At 48.1% G+C, this 21,150-nt stretch carries 21 protein-coding genes; 13 read left to right on the top strand and 8 right to left on the bottom strand.

Annotated elements, in window-relative coordinates:
* Positions 1 to 113 precede the first annotated feature (113 nt).
* Positions 114 to 659: a DUF4136 domain-containing protein gene (locus tag ACY2RR_RS14420; protein ID WP_490108856.1), complete on the top strand. Its 546-nt coding sequence runs from the start codon at positions 114 to 116 to the stop codon at positions 657 to 659.
* A 3-nt stretch (positions 660 to 662) separates the two neighbouring features.
* Here the strand turns inward: ACY2RR_RS14420 and ACY2RR_RS14415 are convergent, their stop codons facing one another.
* A complete protein-coding gene (locus ACY2RR_RS14415; RefSeq protein ID WP_490108855.1) occupies positions 663 to 1,142 on the bottom strand; it encodes a GNAT family N-acetyltransferase in 480 nt (159 codons plus the stop codon).
* A 271-nt stretch (positions 1,143 to 1,413) separates the two neighbouring features.
* On the opposite strand from ACY2RR_RS14415, the gene ACY2RR_RS14410 reads away from it, so the two are divergent.
* The 5 genes from ACY2RR_RS14410 (at position 1,414) to ACY2RR_RS14390 (ending at position 5,580) form a co-directional block, all read left to right on the top strand.
* A complete protein-coding gene (locus ACY2RR_RS14410) occupies positions 1,414 to 2,367 on the top strand; it encodes a DnaT-like ssDNA-binding domain-containing protein (RefSeq protein ID WP_490108854.1) in 954 nt (317 codons plus the stop codon).
* The gene (locus tag ACY2RR_RS14405) at positions 2,357 to 3,034 is read left to right on the top strand and encodes a replication protein P (protein ID WP_490108853.1); all 678 of its coding nucleotides are present in this window, start codon (positions 2,357 to 2,359) and stop codon (positions 3,032 to 3,034) included. Before ACY2RR_RS14410 ends, ACY2RR_RS14405 begins: the two co-directional genes overlap by 11 nt.
* Before the next feature lie 69 nt (positions 3,035 to 3,103).
* Positions 3,104 to 4,237: an iron-sulfur cluster carrier protein ApbC gene (gene apbC / locus ACY2RR_RS14400; protein WP_490108852.1), complete on the top strand. Its 1,134-nt coding sequence runs from the start codon at positions 3,104 to 3,106 to the stop codon at positions 4,235 to 4,237.
* A 40-nt stretch (positions 4,238 to 4,277) separates the two neighbouring features.
* Positions 4,278 to 4,868: a dCTP deaminase gene (gene dcd / locus ACY2RR_RS14395; RefSeq protein ID WP_490108851.1), complete on the top strand. Its 591-nt coding sequence runs from the start codon at positions 4,278 to 4,280 to the stop codon at positions 4,866 to 4,868.
* 187 nt (positions 4,869 to 5,055) lie between these two features.
* Positions 5,056 to 5,580: a CBS domain-containing protein gene (locus tag ACY2RR_RS14390; protein WP_490108850.1), complete on the top strand. Its 525-nt coding sequence runs from the start codon at positions 5,056 to 5,058 to the stop codon at positions 5,578 to 5,580.
* Positions 5,581 to 5,647: 67 nt separating this feature from the next.
* Here the strand turns inward: ACY2RR_RS14390 and ACY2RR_RS14385 are convergent, their stop codons facing one another.
* Positions 5,648 to 6,910, bottom strand: a complete 1,263-nt coding sequence (locus ACY2RR_RS14385; protein WP_490108849.1) for a hypothetical protein — start codon at positions 6,908 to 6,910, stop codon at positions 5,648 to 5,650.
* Between the two features lie 202 nt (positions 6,911 to 7,112).
* Here ACY2RR_RS14385 and ACY2RR_RS14380 point away from each other — a divergent pair, with 202 nt between their 5' ends.
* Genes ACY2RR_RS14380 through ACY2RR_RS14370 form a run of 3 tightly spaced genes read left to right on the top strand, consistent with a single transcriptional unit; the run spans position 7,113 to position 10,100 of the window.
* Positions 7,113 to 9,149 carry a ribonucleoside triphosphate reductase gene (locus ACY2RR_RS14380; protein ID WP_490108848.1) on the top strand — a complete coding sequence of 679 codons (2,037 nt, stop codon included), beginning with the start codon at positions 7,113 to 7,115 and terminating at the stop codon, positions 9,147 to 9,149.
* Between the two features lie 27 nt (positions 9,150 to 9,176).
* Positions 9,177 to 9,353 (top strand): anaerobic ribonucleoside-triphosphate reductase, encoded by a 177-nt coding sequence (nrdD, locus tag ACY2RR_RS14375; RefSeq protein WP_490108847.1) that lies wholly within the window; start codon positions 9,177 to 9,179, stop codon positions 9,351 to 9,353.
* Positions 9,354 to 9,377: 24 nt separating this feature from the next.
* A complete protein-coding gene (locus ACY2RR_RS14370; protein WP_490108846.1) occupies positions 9,378 to 10,100 on the top strand; it encodes an anaerobic ribonucleoside-triphosphate reductase activating protein in 723 nt (240 codons plus the stop codon).
* A 30-nt stretch (positions 10,101 to 10,130) separates the two neighbouring features.
* Here the strand turns inward: ACY2RR_RS14370 and ACY2RR_RS14365 are convergent, their stop codons facing one another.
* Entirely contained in the window at positions 10,131 to 10,817 is a 687-nt protein-coding gene (locus tag ACY2RR_RS14365) for a hypothetical protein (RefSeq protein ID WP_490108845.1), read from the bottom strand.
* Positions 10,818 to 11,025: 208 nt separating this feature from the next.
* On the opposite strand from ACY2RR_RS14365, the gene ACY2RR_RS14360 reads away from it, so the two are divergent.
* Positions 11,026 to 11,391: a hypothetical protein gene (locus tag ACY2RR_RS14360; RefSeq protein ID WP_490108844.1), complete on the top strand. Its 366-nt coding sequence runs from the start codon at positions 11,026 to 11,028 to the stop codon at positions 11,389 to 11,391.
* A 123-nt stretch (positions 11,392 to 11,514) separates the two neighbouring features.
* On the opposite strand, the gene ACY2RR_RS14355 is transcribed toward ACY2RR_RS14360, so the two are convergent.
* Both ACY2RR_RS14355 and alkA read right to left on the bottom strand, forming a co-directional pair.
* Positions 11,515 to 12,015 (bottom strand): methylated-DNA--[protein]-cysteine S-methyltransferase, encoded by a 501-nt coding sequence (locus ACY2RR_RS14355; RefSeq protein WP_490108843.1) that lies wholly within the window; start codon positions 12,013 to 12,015, stop codon positions 11,515 to 11,517.
* Complete coding sequence (gene alkA, locus ACY2RR_RS14350) at positions 12,012 to 13,496, bottom strand: DNA-3-methyladenine glycosylase 2 (RefSeq protein ID WP_490108842.1); 1,485 nt, start codon at positions 13,494 to 13,496, stop codon at positions 12,012 to 12,014. The genes ACY2RR_RS14355 and alkA overlap by 4 nt, the downstream gene beginning before the upstream one ends.
* A gap of 233 nt (positions 13,497 to 13,729) precedes the next feature.
* Between alkA and ACY2RR_RS14345 the strand changes: the two genes are divergently transcribed.
* On the top strand, positions 13,730 to 14,431 hold the full coding sequence (locus ACY2RR_RS14345) for an ethanolamine ammonia-lyase light chain EutC (protein ID WP_490108841.1): 702 nt from the start codon (positions 13,730 to 13,732) through the stop codon (positions 14,429 to 14,431).
* A 127-nt stretch (positions 14,432 to 14,558) separates the two neighbouring features.
* Here ACY2RR_RS14345 and ACY2RR_RS14340 read toward each other — a convergent pair whose 3' ends face one another.
* A complete protein-coding gene (locus ACY2RR_RS14340; protein ID WP_490108840.1) occupies positions 14,559 to 16,097 on the bottom strand; it encodes a TCR domain-containing protein in 1,539 nt (512 codons plus the stop codon).
* A gap of 138 nt (positions 16,098 to 16,235) precedes the next feature.
* Here ACY2RR_RS14340 and ACY2RR_RS14335 point away from each other — a divergent pair, with 138 nt between their 5' ends.
* Complete coding sequence (locus ACY2RR_RS14335) at positions 16,236 to 17,801, top strand: peptide ABC transporter substrate-binding protein (protein WP_490108839.1); 1,566 nt, start codon at positions 16,236 to 16,238, stop codon at positions 17,799 to 17,801.
* Positions 17,802 to 17,858: 57 nt separating this feature from the next.
* Here ACY2RR_RS14335 and dapD read toward each other — a convergent pair whose 3' ends face one another.
* Both dapD and ACY2RR_RS14325 read right to left on the bottom strand, forming a co-directional pair.
* On the bottom strand, positions 17,859 to 18,896 hold the full coding sequence (gene dapD / locus ACY2RR_RS14330; protein WP_490108838.1) for a 2,3,4,5-tetrahydropyridine-2,6-dicarboxylate N-succinyltransferase: 1,038 nt from the start codon (positions 18,894 to 18,896) through the stop codon (positions 17,859 to 17,861).
* Positions 18,897 to 18,985: 89 nt separating this feature from the next.
* Positions 18,986 to 19,330 (bottom strand): ArsC family reductase, encoded by a 345-nt coding sequence (locus ACY2RR_RS14325; protein ID WP_490108837.1) that lies wholly within the window; start codon positions 19,328 to 19,330, stop codon positions 18,986 to 18,988.
* Positions 19,331 to 19,464: 134 nt separating this feature from the next.
* Here ACY2RR_RS14325 and ACY2RR_RS14320 point away from each other — a divergent pair, with 134 nt between their 5' ends.
* Positions 19,465 to 21,120 (top strand): GMC family oxidoreductase, encoded by a 1,656-nt coding sequence (locus tag ACY2RR_RS14320; protein ID WP_490108836.1) that lies wholly within the window; start codon positions 19,465 to 19,467, stop codon positions 21,118 to 21,120.
* Positions 21,121 to 21,150: the final 30 nt, after the last annotated feature.

The following is a 21,150-nucleotide window of genomic DNA, read 5'->3' as shown; positions in this document are numbered from 1 at the left end:
CAATATTGTAAAGGCAAGTGGGGGAGCCTGATGGCTCTCCCATAGGCACTTCTCAGGCTGACAAGGAGATAGTTTTAAGAGTAACCTCCGCTCTAGTAACTCGGGGTGAGATAATGGAAAAAGTATTAGCTTTTGCTTTAGTAAGCGTTCTTTTGGGCGGTTGTAGCCAGTTTCAGAGTTTCCCGGATGAAGCATCGGTGGTTACTGTTGCAGAGGTAAAAAGCAAGCAGTTCGATATATCCCGGTACGCATCGGTGGCGTGGCAACCTGTCATGGTCAGTGTCAGCGACGCTGGTCTTGCCAATGCCCAGGGAGATATTCTTCCGGTTCTTCAGCAATCCCTCCAACAGCACCTGGCAACAATGGGCCTGAATAATGAAGCTCCTGTCAAAAGTGGACCTGTTCTTATTGTGCGTTTTGGAATAGCGTCGGATGCTATTGCCGATGATAAAGAACTGCTGAACGCTGTGGGTGTAACCCCGGGTCTTCCGGTTGCTGATGGTCAGCACAAGGTTTCAGTCGTTGTTCAACTGCTGGATACTTCTGGTTATGTGTTATGGAAAGGCGTAGCTCAGGGGGTTGCTATACAGAGCCTGTCGCCTCAACAAAAGAAAAACAAGTTGGATTGGGCTATCCATTCGATGTTTAGCAACATGTAAAGCTTATGGGAAGTTGATCGCCAGCCTGAACATATCTTTATGCTGTATCCCGTCCTCAAATATGGGTTCGGGATAGTTATCCAGAAAGAAGTTCTTAACAATGCTGTCTGCCCGAAAGCCGGCTTTTTGGTAAAAGACCAGTTGGTAACCGAAGCAGCCGGTGCCCACTTCTAGACGGCGGCACTGTTGGCTGATTTTCTCTATCACATATTTTAAAAGTAAAGCACCAATACCTTGTCCCTGTCGCTCAGGGTGGGTAGCGATATTCATTAGCTCCCACGCATCATCTTTCAGCGGAATAAGTACACAAACCCCGACAATCTGTTCATCATATTGTGCGGCAAAACAGCGAGAGCTTTTCAGATAGCTTTGAACTTTTTCCAGATTCGGGTCAGCTTCCAGCAACAGCTCTACCGGAGCCTGGTTTGGGAGGATCTCACGCAAAGTGGGTGTTGTGTCACAGTTGGATTTGCGCCTTGTCATGTCAAAAGTTGTTCCTTCTTGCCGAAGGACTCTGTGTACATAGTGCCTCAGGTGCGTTTTCAAAGCGTCATCTGTCGTCAATGATTTCTTTCGATCTCTCCGTTATTTCATAATGATGTAAATACTGGTGGCCGAGCATCCCCCTCCCGCAGTAAACTAAAGAATAGCCGTTTGTATTTTGTTGCTGGTCATTGGGGTACCCAAGAGATCAGTCCTTTTCTTTACCGCTTCATCTGACAAACTTTAGAGTGGTGCGTATCCAGGAATGTTTATGGGTGACCGAGATTCTGACAATCTGCAACGCAGGATGAATCGTGAAGGTAAGGGCCTGTTTGAAATCATGCTCGAGTCTGAACGTTCGCCCGTGCAGGAGTCTGCTCAGGCGTTTGAGCCGGAGGTCATGCCCCGGAACCCTGAATATCAGGATTCTGCACATCAGTCTTTCGTACCTGATCTTGCACCAGCCCAGCAGCGGGTGAGAGAGATTGAGCAGCAAAGTGTTGAGGTGAATAGCGCTGTACAATCAGCAGCAGCCAGTCTTGAGCAGACTCGTAACTTGATTGCCGAGCAGGAAAAACAGTTAAAAGCGTTGCGTGATACTGCTCGTGAACAACAGAAACTGTTGATCCAAAAGCAGGATAAGCAGCGCCATCAGCAAAGACAATTGGAAGCCGCACAAGGAAAGCTGGAAAGTCTGGAGCGGCAACATGAGCAGGCTCAGCGTCAACAGCTCCAGAAACAACAGTCCCAGCAACAGCAGATCCAACAGCAGCGGGCGCAAAGACAACAGGCCCAGCAGCAATACCAGCCTAACTATTCTGCTGAACAGATTAACCCAGATCAGGCTATGGCAGAGCTGACGGGTCGCTCTCAGCCTGCAAAGAATAATATACTGTCCCGGCATCGTGACACGCCGGTTACAACCCAGGCTCGTGCCACCCCTCTTTCCGGCGATTATAATCCGCCAGCCTGGTGTTACCAGAAGTTGCTGCAGAATGACGGTATCCCGCTGGATTACGCGCAAAAGCAGCTGGAAGACTTTAAAATGTACTGGCTGAGTACTGGTGAGGCTCGAAAAGCATGGGACTACCGGTTTGTAAAACACGTCATTTATCAATGGCGGAGGGAACAGAGTGAAGGACGCACGAACTCTCCTCGATCAACAGAAGAGAAACTTACAGACAGGAGCTGGGCGAACGGGCCACTCCTCGACTTTGACGACTGAACCGCCACGGGGCGGTCAGCAGCAATCCCAGTCTCGTCAGCCACCGGGGCAGGATCATATTGACGCAATAAATGCCGTCTTTACCCTGCTGGAAGGTGCCTTTCCTCTCAAGTATCGCAGAGCTTTCCCTGATAATCAGGCTGTTGATGCCTCTAAACGGGTATGGCTGCAGTCTCTGAAAAGTTATCCTCCCCGCCGCATTCTGCGTGCGGCCCGCAAAGCTATTGATACGGCACGTTTTTTCCCAGATCTGGCAGACATACGCCAGCTGTGTAAACTGCGCTTTGATGAATTGGGTCTGCAGGAACCTTTGCAAGCTTACTATGAAGCCTGCAACGCCAGAAACCGCACCCGCGATGGGCTTTGGTCCCATGTGGCTGTTTATCTTGCAGCAAAGGAAACCGGCTGGTCTTTGCTGGAAGGGGAGCCGCAGCAGGTGGCTTTCCCGGTGTTTGAGCGTAATTACAATATTCTTTGTGAACGCATTATGTCGGGAGAAGACCTCGAAGCAGAAATTCTTAAAGGTTTGGCAAATCCCAACCGCCGAGATGTAGTGCAGGAATCCCAGGCTGTTGCAGAACGTAAACTGCGAGATGATATGGAGAACCACGGTATTAACCCTGAAGGTGGCCGTGATGAATTTCTCCGGGCAATGAAAGAATTGTAAGTCAGGTTTCTTGAAAAGAACCTGGCACAGGCAATTGGCGTTAAATGCGCATTAGGAAGTAGAACGACAATGACAGTGTATTTCCAAGGGCCGGTTTCCAAAGAAACGGTTGAAGGTATTCTGCGTAACCTGCAGGACCCATGGCTGAAAGACAGCCTGCTGCAGGTGACGGAAGTTGACAGTGTAAATGTGAGTAACGGTGAAGCCGCTGTAGAACTGGGGGTCATGTATCCCTGCGATGGCGGCCATGGTCAGCTTGAACAGTTGATTACCGATGAACTGCTGCAATATGAAGCAGTAAATAAAGTCGCTGTTAAGTTTTCCACCCGTATTCCTTCAGCGCCCCGCATCAGTGAAGAAATGGGGCTGAAAAAAGTTAAAAATATTATTGCTGTTGCGTCTGGCAAAGGTGGTGTGGGTAAATCCACAACCTCGGTGAACCTGGCTTTAGCTCTGGCCGCAGATGGCGCCAAAGTGGGTATTCTGGATGCGGATATCTATGGCCCGAGCATTGGTAAAATGCTAGGCGTGGAAGAAGATACGCGGCCAGGCGTTGAAGAAGTAGATGGCAAACAGTTCTTTGTTCCTATCGATGCTCATGGATTGAAATCCAACAGTATGGCGTACCTGGTGACGGAACAGACCCCAATGGTTTGGCGGGGGCCTATGGCCAGCGGTGCCTTATTGCAGTTGTTGAATCAGACTCTTTGGGGCGAGTTGGATTACCTGGTGGTGGATATGCCTCCCGGCACTGGTGATATCCAGCTGACTTTATCCCAGAAAGCACCACTGGCTGGCAGTGTGATTGTGACTACGCCACAGGATCTGGCGCTTCTTGATGCCCGTAAAGGCATTGAAATGTTTAACAAAGTCAGTGTGCCGGTGCTGGGCGTGGTTGAGAATATGGCGGTACATGTGTGCACAAATTGTGGCCATGCCGAACATCTGTTTGGTGAAGGCGGCGGCAGTCGTATGGCAGATGAGTATCGCACAGAACTGCTGGGGGCTTTGCCTTTATCAATGTCTATTCGTCAGCATGTGGATGCCGGTATGCCAACCGTTGTTGCTTATAGTGGCTCCGCAGAGACAGATTCTACAGAAGCCACACTGTACCGTGATACGGCTCGCCGTACCGCAGCTTTGCTGGCGATTTTGAATCGACAGGCGGCTCCGATTCCTACAATCACTATTTCTGATGACTAAACCTGAAAGTACGGAAGCATCAGTAACAATAAGGTGAGTTATGCGACTGAGTGATCGCGATATTATTGCTGCGCTGGACAGCGGCAGAATTCAGGTTGATCCGCGCCCGGATGATGATCACATCAGTGGCGTGAGTGTGGACTTAAGCCTGGGGAACAGTTTCCGGGTGTTTAACGACCATGTGGCACCTTACGTTGATCTTTCCGGTAACCGGGAAGATATTGAGCGCACTCTGAACTCCATTATGAGTACAGAAATTGTGTTAGAGAAGGATGACGCTTTCTTCCTGCATCCCGGAGAACTGGCACTGGCGGTAACCCGTGAATCCGTAACCCTGCCCGATGATATTGTCGGCTGGTTGGATGGCCGTTCTTCTCTGGCGCGTTTAGGGTTGATGGTGCATGTTACCGCGCACCGGATTGATCCGGGCTGGAGCGGGCAGATTGTTCTGGAGTTCTTTAATGGCGGTAAACTGCCCCTCGCTCTGCGGCCGGGTATGCAAATTGGAGCCATTAATTTTGAAACCCTGAGCAGCCCCGCCATGAAGCCCTACAACAAACGGGTTAATGCCAAATACAAAGGGCAGACTAGTGCTATTGCCAGCCGTATTGGTGAAGACTCTACTGTTTAGTTAATCAAACGTTCGTGCTACCGGCTTTATTGATTTACATCAATAAAGCCGGTGTCGTCTGGTGCATACTGATCATACAGGTACGGGAAAATAACTAGACTCCTGACAGGAATTGTCGTCAGTAACTTCCGCGACTAGGTGTCATGCTTGTTCCCGGTTTTAAGCGTATAACCGTGAGATCACCGCCATGCACACAGAACTCAATAACCCTCTTCCTCAGTCTGTCACACCGCTTTCTCCATGGGCTTCCATGACTGCCGCTGATGTTATGACCCCCCATGTAGAAACTGTTCCTCTGGATTGGACTATGGAACGTCTAGCGGTGTTTCTGACCGACCACGATATCTCCGGTGCGCCAGTGGTGGATGAATCCGGTCAGTTGTGTGGGATGGTCAGTGTGACCGATATTGTGCGCCAGACTGGTAGCGGCATACTGGATTTAAATACCAGGGACGATAATTTTGAGAAGGGGTTGCTGGATTGCGCGTTGTCCCGTGAAGAGATGCGCACCTTCCATGAATCTATAGATCAGGATGTGATGGTGACCGATATCATGACTCCTGTTGTATTCCGGGTTGATCCTGAGATGCCCCTTTCAGAAGTGGCCGATGCCATGGTGAAAGGCCATATTCACCGTGTGCTGGTTACAGAAGGAAAGACTCTTCTGGGAATTGTATCGGCGCTTGATTTACTGGGAATTGCGACACGTTAGAAGTTCTTTCAGATATGAAAAAGCCCTGATTATCAGGGCTTTTTCATTATGGCTTTTGGCAAGGAAATTACTCTTCCTCGTCTTCATCCGGAATGTCACCCTCGATATGCTCGGGGATGGAAGTGGGAACAGGAGGTAGCTGGCTGAGCAGCCTTTCCACATATTTATCATCGTAAATCTCTGTGGGAACTGGTGGCAGTTGAGAAAGGTCTACCTCTTCCTCATCTCGAGGATCTGTTTCTGGATAGGTACCGTTCAAGGCAATATCATCAAGACCTGTAGCTGCCAAGGTTGCTTTCGTAGCATAAGCAGTTTTATCAGTTGCTATCGCTTTACGAGTATCTCTTAGCTGCTCGAGCTGCATCAAAGGAACCATATGCTTGTTCATCAAATGCCAGTCATTTTCAGTTAGCAAATCCATCATATCTTTAATTTTGTTCAGCTCGCTGTTCATTCGGCTTTGGGCCGCTCTGAGGTCAGACGTTGCAATTGTGTGTTGCTGTCGAGCTGTTTCTACTGCTTGCTGCCTTTGCCTTAAAAGATTTGTGGAGCGTGATGGAGTTTCTTTTAACCGGGCCTGCTTAGCGTCCAGATCTTTTTTCTTTTCTGCCAGCGCCTGCTCTGCTGCATCACAGGCTTCCTGTTCGCGCTTACAAGATTCCCTGAGCATGTAGAGATCTCTGATTCGACCATTTTGCTGAACCAACTTACGTTGTCTGCCGGTGTATCGTGTGATGTGCCTGCTGATATCTTCATCAGAAAAGGTCAATGGTTTTTGTTTGTGACGTGCTCGAGTGGCATTTATATCCAACGGTAATTTAACAACCACGTATTCTCTATCGGATACTTTGACTTCATGCTCACAGAAGTCTTTGAAGGCTGTATTACGGGCTTCTCTCACTCTGTGTTCAGGAGTTTTGGCATACTCCCATCCAGCTGCTGTGCCAAAACCAACTGCTCCTCCAACAAAAGTGCAAAGGCCGGTCTTCACTGGTCCCATGTCTTTTTTGTATTCGCACAAACCATAGGAGAGGCCACCTGTTGTAATGCCCACAGCCAGTGGTGTTGGGGTGCTAAAACAGGCTTGTTTAATGTCTTTACTGTAAAGACTTGTGGCTTGGCCTTTTACTTGAGCCATATTCTCACAGGACTCGGTATGGGCATTTCGAATAACTGCGTGGCCAGCTCGTATCGCCATGTCCCAACGGTTATATCTTTTGGTTCCCTGAATTCCCGGGTTTAATTTACCTTCTTCGGCACGGGGGACGACGGTCCAGGGTAATGATTCAGGTGGTTCAAGGTGGGGGCGTAATATATTAATGAGATCCATGTTGGAGTCCTCTTTTCATTGGCGATGCAAAGTAAGACCCGCTGACAGATTGTTAATTCATTGAATTGGCCTTTGATGGCACGTATGTTAGCTTTACTAACTATTTGCAGTAATCTTGGGCGTTTGCTGACAGGCATCAATACGCAGTCTTCTGCCATTTCTGAAACTACTCTCCATCCAATGTTTATAAAGAAGAAAGTGAATGGAACCAAAAGTGTTTCAGGGGGAACGAGGGCTGCCTGCCAGCATTATTAAACGTGATGGCAAGCGGGCACCGTTTGAACAAGACAAGCTATTCAAAGCCATTCTCAAGGCTGGCCGTGTCACAGGTGAGTTTGACCAGGAGGAAGCCAGAGAACTTACCGATAAAGTTCTTAAGCTGATTGGCTACCGCTTCTGGGGAGATAAAGTCTCCGATGTGGAGCAGGTTCAGGACATGGTTGAGCAGGTGCTGGCTGTCAGCGGTTATTTCGATACCGCTAAGGCTTATATCCTGTATCGTGCCCGCCATAGAGATATTCGGGAGGACGAGAAAACCCTTTTGGATGTGGAAGCCTCTGTTGAGGAGTATCTTGACCGTAAAGACTGGCGGGTCAGTGCCAACGCCAACCAGGGATATTCTCTCGGTGGAATGATTCTGAATGTATCCGGCAAGGTCACTGCCAACTATTGGCTTAACCATGTTTATGAAGAATCTGTAGGACAAGCACACCGGGAAGGTGATCTTCATATCCATGACCTTGATATGCTGTCTGGTTATTGTGCCGGTTGGTCTCTGCGCACTCTCCTTTATGAAGGTTTTAACGGTGTACCCGGTAAGGTGGAATCGGCACCTCCCAAACATCTGAGCAGTGCTGTTGGTCAGATGGTGAATTTCCTTGGTACTTTGCAGAACGAGTGGGCCGGTGCCCAGGCATTCAGTTCCTTTGATACTTATCTGGCACCGTATATCCGAGTAGATAATCTCGAGTACCGGGAGGTGAAGCAATATATTCAGGAGTTTATCTATAACCTGAATGTGCCATCCCGCTGGGGTACTCAAACACCCTTTACTAATGTGACCTTTGACTGGGTGTGCCCCGATGATCTGAAAGAACAGATACCTGTGATTGCCGGTGAAGAGATGCCGTTTACCTACGCAGATCTTCAAATCGAAATGGATATGATCAACCGGGCTTATATTGAGGTGATGACTGAAGGTGATCTCAAAGGCCGGGTATTTACTTTCCCCATTCCCACCTACAACATTACACCGGAGTTTGACTGGAATAGCCCTAATGCAGACCTGTTGTTTGCCATGACCGCCAAGTACGGTTTGCCTTATTTCCAGAACTTCCTTAATTCTGAGCTTTCCCCGAACATGGTGCGTTCCATGTGCTGCCGTTTGCAGCTGGACTTGCGGGAACTGTTAAAGCGGGGCAATGGCCTGTTTGGTTCGGCAGAACAGACTGGCTCTCTGGGAGTCGTCACCATTAACTGTGCCCGGCTGGGTTATGTTCATACTGGTCACAGAGAAGCGTTGTTCAACCGTCTGGACGAGCTGCTGGATCTGGCAAAAGAAAGTCTGGAGGTGAAGAGAAAAGTTATTCAGCACTATATGGATAACGGCCTGTTCCCCTATACCAAACATTACCTTGGCACTTTGCGTAACCATTTCTCCACTATTGGAGTGAACGGTATTAATGAAATGGTGCGCAACTTCTCTGAAGGTGCACATGACCTGACTACGCCAGAAGGCCATGAGTTTGCCGTGGAATTTCTGGATCATATCCGTGCCCGCATGGTCGAATTCCAGGAAGAAACCGGACATCTGTATAACCTTGAAGCCACTCCGGCAGAAGGCACAACCTACCGGCTGGCAAAGGAAGACCGTAAACGTTTCCCAGGTATTCTGCAGGCGGGGACTTTGGAGAAGCCTTATTACACCAATTCTTCTCAGTTACCTGTAGGTTTTACCGATGATCCTTTTGAGGCTCTGCAGAGGCAGGATGAGCTGCAGTGCAAGTACACAGGTGGAACTGTTTTGCATTTGTATATGGCAGAACAGGTGTCATCGGTTGAGGCTTGTAAAAAGCTGGTGGAGCGGGCACTCAGCTCTTTCCGGTTACCTTACATAACGGTCACTCCAACATTCTCAATCTGTCCTCATCATGGCTATCTGGCTGGCGAACATCAGTTCTGTCCCCGCTGTGATGAGGAACTTCTGGCAGAAAAACGCAGAAAGCTTGAGCAGGCTTAATAGCTGACAATAACAAGGGAGAACAATATGCACGCTGAAGAACAGAACCTGAACAAAGTTACCCTGGAAGACCATGAGCGTCAGCCCTGTGAAATCTGGACCCGAGTGATGGGTTATCACCGCCCGGTGGTGTCATTTAATCCCGGCAAGCAGCAAGAACAGCTGGATCGCCAGCATTTTGTTGAAGCCAGTGAAGCTCATTAAGTAAAGCCTATTGAGTGAGAGTGAATGCACGTATCTGATGTATTGCCTCTGGCCGCCGTCCCATTACGGATAGGCGGTTTGGTACCAATGACCACTGTCGACTATCCAGATCATTTGTCGGCAGTGGTTTTTACCCGTGGCTGTAACCTGCGTTGCCAGTACTGCCATAACCCTGATCTTCTTCCTACTTCTTCCCGAGCTGGGGATGTGTCCTGGAAGGATATCATCAGCCTTCTGGAGCAGCGCAAAGATTTGTTGGATGCCGTAGTTTTCAGTGGTGGTGAGCCGTTGTTGCAGAGTGGTTTGGCAACAGCCATACGGGAAGTCAAAGCCATGGGGTTTAAGGTTGGTCTTCATACAGCCGGTCAGGTGCCCGAGCGATTACTGACTTTGTTGAACCTTGTGGATTGGGTTGGCCTGGATATTAAGGGTTTGCCAGAGGATTACCCGCAAATAACGGGTACAACTGCTGGAGCTAAGGGCTGGCAGAGCCTGGATATTTTGATGGCATCCGGCGTTCCATGTGAAGTACGCACTACAGTCAACTGGAATCTTATCAGCCCAGAACGTTTCGAAACGCTATTGCAAAATCTATACGAAAAAGGTGTGCAGAACTTTGCAATACAGAAATGCCGGATTCAGAACTGTTATAACGGTGATCTTGAAAATGTCGAGCTTGAGCCGCTTCTGCAAAACAGGTTGTTCAGTAAAGCCGGTGACCTGTTTGAACAGTTTGTTGTGCGGTAAAGCTATGTTTTTTTAATGAGCGGACTCTGTTTAAAAGACTTTGTCCGCAGCACCTTTAAAATCAGTGGGCACCGGTAAATTCTTTCTCCTGGCGTTTTCAATGGCTTTTTTATGATTCATGTCGGCTGGAATAAAACGGATGTACTTTCCAAGGCGGCTTGCAGCAATAAGTTCATCTCTGGCAACGGCACCTCCACCAATGCCAATCACTACAGTGCTATTCTCGACCATGGCAACTGATGTTGGTGACAGAGTCTCTTTGCCATTGATAAAACCGCCCCAGTGGGAGTCTTTAATATAAAAGATCTCATCAACACAGGGGGAGAGTTCCACACCAAATTTTTCGGCTTGATGAGAAACAATACCTGTAGTGACGAAACCCTTGTCTTTAGCAATCTTGTAAACCCCACCTATACCATCCGGTGTTGCTCCAATATTAATAATCGCTTCTGACGGATGGTATTCACCAAGAATGTTTGCAGCATTTTTAAGCATTTCTTCTTCGTGTTCATAGCCTGCGCCAGAGTACCCCACAAAGGTTACGACAACTTTGTTTTTTCTATCAAAGAACTCTTTCACTTCACTGGGAGTTGCACGGTTAATACTTGTTGTTAAATCACAGGCGAACGCTGATCGGGTTGTTGCGGTAATAAATAGGAATACCACCATAGCGATTAGCGAGGTGATTGATTTTGGGCTTAGCTTCAATGCCAGCATACTCTCATTCCTTGAGTTAGCTGTTGCTAGAAATATACAAACTATGATTCAAGTATCATAAGTGGCTGCATTCTTTTCAAATAAATACGTGTAAAAATCGTAAGACTGATGGTTGGTCAGACGTTATTGCATACTGGTTAGTGCCCGGAACTCTTCTATCTGAAAGTCCTCTATCTGTAATTGTGCTATCAGAACAGGAATTTCCAGAGTGGCCTGTGCACTAGAGCAATCATCATCTTCAACATTCTCAATCGATTCCCGGCAGCCTCATGCCATAGCAATTTCTGCCGGACGTTTCTGCCGCCATTCCATTGTTTCTGCGCAAGGGGCGTTCACAACATTGTATCTTGCTAATAATATTCCGGCTGACTGGAAGGATGAAGAGAAAACAGAGACAGTCTGGAAATCTCCGGAAGAGTTTCTCAGTATGGAGCACAAGCTGGGTAGAACAGTTAAAGAAGCGTTAGAAACCCAGGGAATGACTGTTGCTCAATGGCTGGAGCAAGGCAATCTGCAAAAGATTTTCGAGAATTTTCCAAATGCCTGTTGGGTGATGATACAGCCCAAAGGGTGATTGCACTGCTTATTGGGCTGTGTATGCATCTGGACAGAATTAAAAGGCCAAAGGCTTCAGAGTAAAAGAGTTCCTGATCTGGCTTCAGGGATGGGCGAACATCTGTCGATCCTTCAGTAGGTCTTACAAGCACAGAGCCTGTTGTTCCGGTTCCAGTACCCCCTCCACCGCCAACAGTTGAGCTTTCATCTCTAGACCAGCAGCAAAACCCGTAAGTTTTCCGGTACTGCCAAGCACCCGGTGGCAGGGAATAATAATGCCAATGGGGTTTTTGCCAACGGCCGCACCTACAGCTCGTGATGCTTTGGGTTTCCCCAGCTGTTTGGCCAGTACGCCATAAGAACTGTGTTCACCAAAAGATATTTTCAACAGAGCCTCCCAAACACTTTTCTGAAAGTCTGTGCCGCGAGGGTTCAGAGGTAGCTGGAATGTGTGTCGCTGACCTTCTGCATACTCCTGTAATTGTTGCTTGAGCAGGGCAAATACTGGCTCATCATCTTTCTTCGTCCAGGTAGAAGGGTCTGGCTCATGCTTCTGGCCGGGAAACCACAGGTGGCAGAGTTTGCCGTTATCGGCAGCGGCAAAGGTGGTTCCAAAAGCGGAGTTGAATTTGGTAAAGATCATATTTGTTTCTCACTTTCGGGTGCCAGACGAGGTCGATCTAAAGGGCGGTGCCACAGATGCAGTACCGCATAGGCTCGCCATGGTCGCCAACGTTCGGCGTATTCCAGAATTGTTTTCCGGTGTTTGGTGCCCATCGCTTTGATAACACCTAAATCCTGATCAGGAAAAGCATCGGGCCAACTTAAGGCGCGCATAGCAATGTATTGTGCCGTCCATGGGCCAATGCCGGTTAGAGCTTCCAGGTTTTTCAAGGTTTCAGAGACATTGGCCAGCGGTGAAAGGTCAATCTCGTGACTGGCAACAGCTTCGGCCACGGAAAAAATAGCTTTGCAGCGCTGACGTACAATGCCAAGTTTGCCCAGTTGTTCTTGCTCTAAGCCAGCAATAACTTCCGGCTGAGGGAAAGTAAAAGCCAGTTCTGGAAATGGTGTTTCAATCGGCGTACCAAAATTTTGAGCAACACGTGTGGCTAATGTATGAGCTGCTTTCACCGTTACCTGTTGCCCAAGAATGGCGCGGATACTCATTTCAAAACCATCAAAGGCTCCGGGAACCCGCTGACCGGGGTTTTCTTCCGCCAGAGAACCTAATCGCTGAAGAATACGGTCAGGGTCGCAATCCAGATCAAACAGTCTTCTGACTCGCTGTAAAACTTCACTGACAACAGGTGTCAGCTCAGGACTTAAAACAATCTGCAGCAGACAGCGTTCGGAAAGGTTACTGACTTCTATCCATCCTCGGAATGTTATGGGTTCAGCTGTGCCTTGTTGTTCCGTAATACAGACCGTGCGCCGGTAGTAAGTATCGGTAATCTGTTCAACACCGGGAATAGTACGCTTTGAAAGAAAGCTGAGCATTTCGCTCCAGTCATAAGGAGGGCGATAGCTGAGGTGAAGTTTTACTGGCCCTGACAGTTTTGTACTTCCTGCTTTGCGGAGACTTGAGGGAGTTTGCCCGGAATGCTGGCGAAAGGCCTGATTAAAACTACGTACACTTTGGAAGCCGCTGCTGAAGGCAATATCGGTAATAGGTAGAGAGGTATCCCGGATCAGTTGCCGGGCCTGCATAAGACGTCGATTTACAGCAAGATCTACAGGCGATATGCCCAGATCATTATGAAATAAGCGCCCAAGGTGACGGCTGCTGATTCCTAATCTTTCAGCTAATTGAGCAACGGTATGCTGATCCAGATAGCCTCGGTTAATCAAACGACAACCTTCCTCCAGTAATGCATTGGGCATATCAATACAGGCAAGCCCGGGGGCCAGTTCTGGTCGGCAGCGCTTACAAGGGCGTAAGCCGGTTTGTTCCGCTGCTGCAGCAGTACTGAAAAAGGTACAGTTCTCCGGTTTTGGCAGTCGCGCAGGGCACACTGGTCGGCAGTAGATTCCGGTACTGCTGACACCTACGAAAAACCGGCCATCGAATCGACGGTCACGGCTTTTCAGGGCTTGGTAACATTGCTCAAAGTCTGTGTTCATGCTGCAAAGATTACAGGGTTAAGGCGTGATGCACTGGCAAAAATCGGACATGAATAACACAGAGGATATTGCGCCAGTTGGGGGCGGCTTTCCATATCTTTGCTCAAAAAGGGGGCGAATATTTTTCGAAATTTCCTGTTTTTTGTACGTTTTCGCTATTTTTAATATTGGCCTGTCTGTTGCAGTATCTAACTATCGAAAAATAAAAACATGCGTAAGTTATCTGGATATCTATGGCTGGATCATTGAGTAAGTGGAGCCGATCGAACTCGGAAAGTATGGGCGCACGCAAAGCCCTTCCGGGGCAGCATCATCTGACTTACACCTTTGCCCGCTCCCGTTGGCAGAGCTCCCATGTAATTCCCCAGCCTTTGGAATATGACACGCTGATACCTGCTTTACGCCGCTCAACTCTCTTACCCGTACACAGACTGAAAAGTTGCCTGAATAGCAATGAAACTTTGATGGATAAGTCTGGTCTGGCCAGCAGATTGCATCCAAAGAGTAAAAAATTCCTCAATGATTCCCGCATTAGCAATCCTTTTGATCTGGCGTTTGCTGTTGTGGGCAGTGATCAGGCTTCGGCGATTAATCGACACAGTGCTGATATTTTGAAGATTCTCTACCAGGATGCACTGGCCAAAGGACTTCACTGTTCGCCTCTCTGGGTTGTGGAACAAGGACTGGTGAATATTGGTTATGAAATCGCTTCAGTCGCTAATATTTCTAAAATGTTATTGTTAGTTGAGGAGTGGTGTGAAGCCCGCAAAGCCAGAGTGTTATCTGGTTACCTGTTGGGTTCAGGTGATCGAAATGAAGCAAGCCGTAAGGTGCATGATATTTGTCAGGCTGGGGAAATATGTACTGACAAAATGTCCCAATTGATGTCTCTGCTTGGCAGAGGTTGTGATCATGGGGCGCTTTTGAAAAGCTAAATAAAAAGTGAGGACTTGGTTATGGAAGCAGTGGTTACTCATAAGTTACAGCGAATGATCTGGTATAAGGTATCTGGCTTCTGTATTGGAGCGGCGGGTTTGGGCATTTTCGTCATGATTGCCTGAATTAAGGTTTTGTTTGTAAAAGACTACTCATCGCCATTTGCGCTTTTATATATGCCTGCATAATTTCAGCCGGAGGCAGGCTTGGCAGTTGATCGCCATAAGTTATTGGACGAACGACGAACTCGTGTTGTGCTTTCGTTTGATCAGGTGGGGCTCGAACGATGTGTTTGGCTGATGTTCGGGAGGCTGAAGTGCTGGTAGTGGCTGCTTCTGAAGCGAAGCTCTGCTTGTTGCGGCAATCTGGTGAATCGGGGTGACACTTATCCGTGCACCTCACGTCATTGTCATAACATTCACAGTATCTTTGTGAGCAACCCTTCGTACAACGACATCCTGTTCTGTGGGCTAACCCGCCGCCGGTAACTCTTTCAAATTTATCTCCCAGAGGTTTTGTGCCAAGTTTGGCTATAGCTGCTGCACGTTCGTCGAGGTGCTCTTCATTATTTCTGCAGTCTTTGCATTTACAATTTGCACTGCACATTTCCCCTTTAGCAAAGCAACTACAGTAGCGTTTCAAGCATTTTGTTCCCGGGCACTTGCAATAAAATTCTTGCCGGTCACTGCTTGAGGCTCGGGAAGAGTTGGAATCCGCTAAAGACTTGGCTGGTGGTGAAAGTACTGGAATCGTTGTTGTTAAAAGGGGGGGGGGCGGATTGGATGCTGGAGGAGGCTGGACAGTGGAGCCAATTCTAACTTTAGCCTGTGAATAGATTGGTTCTTCTGTTTCTGTAATCGTTGATGGCTCAGTTTCTTCAACTGGTTCTTGAACCGGGTAAAGGGCATCATCAAAGGCTTTCACGGGAACCTCAATATAAACCAACCCATCTCGAAAAATTTTCACAGTAGTTGTTATGCCATTCGGTGCAGGGAACCTCCCATGCATAAGCAGGCCCACTTCAAGCACTCCTCCGGATAAGTCAGTTAAGTTTGCATCAACTCTTTCTTTGAAGGGTTTTTGAGTCACAAGTTGTAAAGACTTTTCGATAAGTCGAATAACATTGAAGAATGCTGATTGCGGGAGTGCGTGGCTAAGTCTATAGCCGATGGGTAATGTCAGGTAGGAAAAGCCTCTCAGAGTTACACCTATTTCACTTCCGTCATATTCGCCCGAAGAGAGCTGCTCAAACCCCTCCATATTCATATTGCAGATCTGCCAAGCCTTAACGGTATAACCCTTCTGGTTTTCCTCCGGAGACAATAGTGAAAATTCGATAGTCTCTGGCGACTTCTCCGGATAACTCTGTGGGGTAGGGATCAGATAAGTGTTTGAGTCTCTATCGAATGAAACCAATGGCATTTCTAGTAGGTGAAGCTCTGCCGTTTCCCACTGGCTTTTTAAAACACCGGGTAAATCGTGATCAGTATGATATAGAGGGAAAAGATAAACCTCATGACTGTCATCTGTCTGATTGGTTGATAAATGCACAATCAGAAGGTCTTGTGCCGTAGCGGGTAAATAGACTCCCATTAGTAGATAAATCCAGATGGTCCTCAACCTATTCCCCCCAATCCCCGGCTGTTTTTTCTGGCGATAGAGCATAGACAACAGGAAAGCATGTGCAGAACACGGGACTGATCTAGTCTGAAAGAATCTTTCCCCGCCCTTTGGTTTGTTATGAAACCTGCAATAACAAAAGTAATAAGAGACATGGCTGCGTGGTGTTCGCTGGTTTTCTGTGTGTCTTTATACGCAGCTGTGGTGCCCAAAGGTGTACAGCTGTCGGAGAACCAGAATCTTACCCGTATTCTTCGCGGTGATCCGGAGTCTCTGGATCCACACCTGGCTTCTGGCATCCCCGGAGCCCATGTAATGCGGGAGATGTTTGAAGGGCTGGTGACTCAGGATGTGAACGGGCAGATTATTCCTGGGCAGGCTGAACGCTGGGAGGTTTCTGAGGACGGGAAAACCTGGACTTTTTATTTGCGTGATGGTTTGAAGTGGTCTGACGGCACAGAGCTGACAGCGTTTGATTTTGAATACAGTTTTCGCCGCTTGGTTTCTCCAAAAACCGGAGCATTTTACGGCTGGTTCCCTGAAGTTATGGGAATTGAAGAAGCCGGCGAGGTGATGAGAGGGGAGAAACCGGTTACAGCGTTAGGAGTGCAGGCATTATCCAAGAAAAAATTCGTTATCCGGTTGGAAGCACCTCTGGCTTATTTATTACCAATGCTTACTCACCGTTCTATGCATCCCGTTCCTGAACATACTGTTGATGCTTATGGCCGGGACTGGATGACGGAAGGGCGTGCGGTTTCCAATGGGCCTTATGTTCTGGCGCGCCGTGTGATTCATGAGCGTATTCAGCTGAATCGAAATCCTTACTATTGGAATAACGATAAAACAGTTATTACTCAGGTTACCTTCCTACCCGTTGAATCGGAAACTGCAGGTTTGAGCCGTTACCGGGCCAACGAGGTAGAAATTATGGATCGGGTTCCCTCAACCCATAGAAAGACTTTGGCGGAAGATTACCCCAACGAGCTGAAAACCCAATTAACACTGGCAACCTATTACTTGACCTTTAATACCCGCAAAAAACCTTTTGACGATGTTCGGGTGCGTCAGGCGCTCTCTTATGCCATTCAACGGGAACGTATTACTGAGGATATTCTTGGGCAAGGGCAGATGGCTGCTTACACCTTTACCCCGGAGATTGTTTCAGACTTTACCCCGCCGGTACCGAAATACCAGACACAGTCTCTAGGAGAAAGGTTGGCGGAAGCCAAACGGTTGCTGGCTGCTGCTGGATATCATTACCGCAAACCTTTGGAGATAACCTATATCTACAACGGTACAGATGAAAATCGTCGTATTGCTGTCGCCATTCAAAAGATGTGGCAGGGAGCTTTGCCGGTAAAGGTGACTCTGGAGAGTCAGGAGTGGGGGACGTATTTGCAGAACAAGGCCTTGGGGCGCTACCAGGTCGCCAGAGCTCTTTGGGCTGGTGATCACGATGAACCTTCTACTATGCTGAATATGCACACGCCTCAGCATTCCAATAACAGTAGCTTTTACAACAATGAAAAATACAACCAGTTATTGTTGCAGGCTCGCAGTGTTCAGGATGCTGGTGAGCGCAGCCAGTTATACGCTGAAGCAGAATTACTTTTAGCGGAAGATATGCCGGTCGCCCCAGTATTCTGGGACAGCAGCACCTATCTGATTAAGTCAGACTTGCGGGGAGTCAGTTACAGTATTCCTCAGGGGCGAATCTATGCCCGGGAAATTTATCGGGTGAAATAGGCAGGGGAAAGGAATTCAGAAAAGAGCGCAAGTTAGCGCTCTTTTCTTTTACAGACATTAGTTGTGAGCGTGCAGCTCTTCATTGAGTTCAATGGCGGTTTTATTTGCCAGACACTCAACGGCACCTGTCTGAGAGTTACGCCAGAACATCAGGTCAGATTTGCCAGACAGCTCAACAGCCTTCACAGTTTCAACCGGCTTCTTGTCCTTATCCAGAACAGTCACCTTGGAGCCTGCAGTCAGATACAGGCCAGCTTCTACGGTGCAGCGATCGCCCAGAGGAATGTTTACACCGGCATTGGCACCGATAAGACAGTTCTGGCCAATGGAAACGACGATGTCGTTACCGCCAGACAGTGTGCCCATAGTGCTGCAGCCACCACCAAGGTCAGAACCTTCGCCCACCCAGATACCAGCAGAGATACGACCTTCTACCATATTCTTACCTTCGGTACCGGCATTGAAGTTTACGAAACCTTCATGCATTACCGTAGTGCCTTCGCCAATATAAGCGCCCAGGCGAACACGGGCGGTATGGGCAATACGAACACCTTTAGGAACTACGTAGTTGGTCATACGTGGGAATTTATCAACAGACTGCACATTCAAAACTTCGCCACGGGCACGAGCGGCCAGCTGACGGTGTGGCAGCTCTTCCAGATCAACAGCGCCTTCGTTAGTCCAGGCAACGTTTGGCAGCAGAGGGAAGATGCCGGTCAGGTTGATACCGTGTGGCTTTACCTGACGGTGGGACAGCATATGCAGCTTCAGGTAGGCTTCTGGAGTGCTGGTGGGCGCTTCATCAGATTCCAGAATCACCAGAACCCGGGGGTTGCTGCTGGTTTCCATAGAACTGAGAATCAGGGTGTGATCCAGCAGGTTACGCTGCAGGAACAGTTCTTCAAGGGCATGGCAAGTGGCACTGTCCAGTTCAATCACCTGATTGCCACCGGTATAGCCGGTAATGGCACCAACGGCTTCAACCAGTTCAGCATCGGGCTTGGACAGCGGGGCAGGGTAGAATACCTCCAGCCACTCACCTTTATTGTTCTTGGTGCCGATGCCGGCCGCCATACTGAAAAATTCTTTGCTCATAATAACAAACAGTGTCCTTGTTCTTTTTTCAGGAATCGCCAGAGGAGTATTCTAGTTGTCAGGCCAAGGCCTTGTCACTTTGGTGTCGCTTATTTGAGGGCTTCAGACCATTTATCTGCAGAAAATCCCAGCAGATAGCCGTTGCCGGTATCCAGCAGTGGTCGTTTAATCATGCCGGGTTGTTCCAATAAGGCTTCAACAGCGGATTCGGCATTCATTTCACTGCGAACATCTTCAGGGAGTTTACGCCAGGTTGTGCCACGACGGTTAACCACCTGCTCCCAGCCCAGTTCAACAATACGGTCTTTCAGCCAACCTTTATCCAAACCATCTTTGCGGTAGTTATGAAAGGTGTACTCGATATTTTGTTGATCCAGCCATGTGCGCGCCTTTTTCATGGTGTCGCAGTTGGGGATTCCATAGATCGTTGTCACTGGTTTGACCTGTTCTTATCTTGCGCAGGGCTGCTAAGGGTACACTGCCATTAACGCTTCTGGCTAGACGGGTACCTGTAAAGCCCTGTGCCTAAACTATGAGCTTGCTTATATTTGGCGGGCGGTAGCGCACAGTGAAAAATGTAAAAACAATCTATAAATGGACTCTGCTCTTTTCTGTTCTATCCGGGGTTTCTACTTTGCTCTCAGCACAATCTGATGATACTTACGATTACGTGATCTGTGGGGCTGGAACAGCTGGATCTGTTTTAGCGAATCGGTTGACTGAAAGTGACCAGATATCAGTGTTTCTGATAGAAGCGGGAGGTTGGGATTCATCTGAATTAATTTCCACTCCTGGCCAACTGCTTGAATTGTGGGAGTCTGGAAAATACGACTGGGCTTATGAAACCACGCCTCAGGTGTTTGCTAAAAACAGAAAGTTGCTTTGGCCCCGTGGCAAAGTACTTGGTGGTTCGTCTTCTCTAAATGCTATGACTTATTCTCGTGGTCATGAGAGTGACTACGATGGCTGGGCTGCTCTGGGGAATTCTGGGTGGGGATGGCGGGATGTTTTGCAGTACTTTAAAAAGTCAGAATGTTTTGATAGTGGTGAAGATGAATTCCGCAGCGTAGCTGGACCTTTGCACGTCACAAGTGCTTATGAACCCAACCCCCTGATTGAAGCTTTTATCAAAGCCGCGGATGCCACGGGCTACCGCATCACCAAAGATTACAATGGCCAGCATCAGGAGGGAGCCAGTCTTGCTCAAATGACAACAAAGAATGGCAAGCGGCATTCTGCATCAGTGGCTTATTTGCATCCTGCTATCGTCCGCAGAAATTTAACAGTTATAACTAACTCTCGCGTCCATAAGGTTCTTATTAAAAATGGTGCTGTCTCAGGTGTTTATTACCAAGGCAGTACTGGTATGCACACAGTGAAAATTAATAAAGAAGTCATTATTAGTGCTGGTGTTATTGAATCACCTCGTTTGCTGATGCTGTCAGGTATTGGTGAACGGGAACACCTGGAAGAGGTGGGTATTGATGTTGTACAAAACCTGCCCGGTGTTGGAAAGAATCTTCATGATCATGCGCTTGTTCCAATGATCTTCGAAGCTTCACGGGAGGTTCCGAAATCTACTAATACCGAGATCTCTCCTCTACACGGGCTGGTATTTATGAAGAGTGCCCCTGAAATTAAAGCCCCAGACCTTCAGCCTAACCTGTGCCCTTATCCAATGTATGACCAGGGTATGGAAGCTGGTAATCAGAATGCTTTTACTATTAATGCTGGTGCGATCGCTTTAGAGAGTCGTGGTGATATCCGCTTAACTTCTGCGGATCCAGACAGTGAACTGTTAATTGATCCTAATGTGCTTAGTGTGAAAAGTGATGTTGAAGTGTTGGTAAAAAATATCAGGCAGCTTCGTGAGATTGCCAGGAATCAGCCTCTGGCCGATTGGATAAAGCAAGAGCTTTATCCTGGGCAGGATGTACAGTCTGATCGTGATCTGGAAGATTATGTACGCGCCCACATTTCCACTTATCACCATCAAGTGGGTACCTGCAAAATGGGAAATGACGCAATGGCAGTCGTTAACCATGAACTTAAGGTTCATGGAATTGGCCGGTTGCGTGTTGTCGATGCTTCCATAATGCCGCGAGTTATTCTGGGTAACACCAATGCGCCCGTGATAATGATTGCGGAAAAGGCTGCTGATTTAATTAAGGCCGACGCTGAAATACTCCCTGCCCAGAATGTTTGCGAAGAAGGTTGTTTATAAAAATCAATAAGCGCTAAGGGATACAATCTT

It is taken from the genome of Parendozoicomonas sp. 2304DJ65-17 (assembly GCF_058148445.1).
The sequence above is the reverse complement of the archived record's forward strand: the minus strand, read 5'-3'. Positions and strand labels throughout refer to the sequence as shown.

Bases quoted from the DNA above. Each gene is read 5' to 3' on its own strand.
- ACY2RR_RS14365 (WP_490108845.1), bottom strand. From the start codon at position 10,817: ATGCTGGCATTGAAGCTAAGCCCAAAATCAATCACCTCGCTAATCGCT.
- ACY2RR_RS14410 (WP_490108854.1), top strand. From the start codon at position 1,414: ATGGGTGACCGAGATTCTGACAATCTGCAACGCAGGATGAATCGTGAA.
- ACY2RR_RS14385 (WP_490108849.1), bottom strand. From the start codon at position 6,910: ATGGATCTCATTAATATATTACGCCCCCACCTTGAACCACCTGAATCA.
- apbC (WP_490108852.1), top strand. From the start codon at position 3,104: ATGACAGTGTATTTCCAAGGGCCGGTTTCCAAAGAAACGGTTGAAGGT.
- ACY2RR_RS14380 (WP_490108848.1), top strand. From the start codon at position 7,113: ATGGAACCAAAAGTGTTTCAGGGGGAACGAGGGCTGCCTGCCAGCATT.
- alkA (WP_490108842.1), bottom strand. From the start codon at position 13,496: ATGAACACAGACTTTGAGCAATGTTACCAAGCCCTGAAAAGCCGTGAC.
- ACY2RR_RS14415 (WP_490108855.1), bottom strand. From the start codon at position 1,142: ATGACAAGGCGCAAATCCAACTGTGACACAACACCCACTTTGCGTGAG.
- ACY2RR_RS14370 (WP_490108846.1), top strand. From the start codon at position 9,378: ATGCACGTATCTGATGTATTGCCTCTGGCCGCCGTCCCATTACGGATA.
- ACY2RR_RS14345 (WP_490108841.1), top strand. From the start codon at position 13,730: ATGGCTGGATCATTGAGTAAGTGGAGCCGATCGAACTCGGAAAGTATG.
- nrdD (WP_490108847.1), top strand. From the start codon at position 9,177: ATGCACGCTGAAGAACAGAACCTGAACAAAGTTACCCTGGAAGACCAT.
- dapD (WP_490108838.1), bottom strand. From the start codon at position 18,896: ATGAGCAAAGAATTTTTCAGTATGGCGGCCGGCATCGGCACCAAGAAC.
- ACY2RR_RS14340 (WP_490108840.1), bottom strand. From the start codon at position 16,097: ATGCTCTATCGCCAGAAAAAACAGCCGGGGATTGGGGGGAATAGGTTG.
- ACY2RR_RS14390 (WP_490108850.1), top strand. From the start codon at position 5,056: ATGCACACAGAACTCAATAACCCTCTTCCTCAGTCTGTCACACCGCTT.
- ACY2RR_RS14420 (WP_490108856.1), top strand. From the start codon at position 114: ATGGAAAAAGTATTAGCTTTTGCTTTAGTAAGCGTTCTTTTGGGCGGT.
- dcd (WP_490108851.1), top strand. From the start codon at position 4,278: ATGCGACTGAGTGATCGCGATATTATTGCTGCGCTGGACAGCGGCAGA.
- ACY2RR_RS14355 (WP_490108843.1), bottom strand. From the start codon at position 12,015: ATGATCTTTACCAAATTCAACTCCGCTTTTGGAACCACCTTTGCCGCT.